The sequence below is a fragment of the Bacillus sp. 05T31 genome (assembly GCF_056396725.1).
This window is the reverse complement of record NZ_JBFTMA010001058.1, coordinates 1-1,008: the sequence shown is the minus strand read 5'-3', so window position 1 is coordinate 1,008 and position 1,008 is coordinate 1. Positions and strand designations below refer to the sequence as shown.

Here is a 1,008-nt window from a genome sequence, read left to right as displayed (position 1 = left end):
TACCATCATCATATGTAAAAGTATTAGGGATGTTTACTATTGGACCGAGGAGAGAATTCGGAAATATTTTAGAACAACTTTTCACATATTCATTTGCTTCTACATTATGTGTAACGTCTTTACATATCCCATTATTGTTAGGAACATTTAGCTCATCCGCTTGTGCAGAGATTCCTCCTATAACAAGCAATCCTAATGTTAATACACTTGTAATAAATTTTTTAAACATATAATCCTCCCTTTTTTGGTATTTTTCACCCTGTGAGAACTAATAACCCTAAAATATAGTTACTCGTTCAATTTTAACCAATCTCAAAATTAAATTCGGTTTGTAACACTAATACAAGTTGGGTACTTGCTGTTATAGTATCCTTTTATACTAAAATTCCACTCAAATATGCCCCCCTTTTTTACAATATATCACCGATCAAACTTCCGAAAATATGTTGTAAATTGATATTAATTATTAATAAAGTAGAAAATATAGAATTTTATCATAAAATGTCGAAATATTTAGTTATATATATATACATAAACGGTATATAATTACATATGTTGCCAATGTATATATTAATATCCAAATGGTGTTTTTTAGACAAAAGGGAGAAATAATAAATATTTCAAATTATATTGGGAGTGAAAAGCATGAATTTCAATCAATAAACGGCTGTAAAATTTGGTGTTTCGTTCTTATTACTATCTTTTTTAACTTCTTAGTTAATTAATAAAAATATATATACTTCCATTTAATCTAGAAACCTCTTTCTTATTTCTGGTGATGGAATTGAACATTGGGTATTTCTCCCGAATAATTTATACCTATTTTTTGCAAATCTTTCATAGCAAAAATCTCTGATAAATTTTGGGAATAACAAAAAAAGAGCGCCGAATTTCCAAAAACCTTTTAAAGATTTACAAATGTTTAGTATGGCATCTGACTTTATATAACTCTTATCACTTTTAATCAATACTATACTATCGATGTGTGCATCAATATTGTATTGCTTC

The 1,008-nt window shown here is 27.5% G+C and carries 2 protein-coding genes; both read right to left on the bottom strand.

Annotation, left to right across the window (positions count from 1 at the left end):
* The coding region (locus AC1DJR_RS31320; protein ID WP_477004393.1) for a hypothetical protein at positions 1-229 on the bottom strand (229 nt) is incomplete at its 3' end.
* Between the two features lie 517 nt (positions 230-746).
* Positions 747-1,008, bottom strand: a 262-nt coding sequence (locus AC1DJR_RS31315; protein WP_477004392.1) for a thiol-disulfide oxidoreductase DCC family protein, incomplete at its 5' end; no start/stop codon positions are given.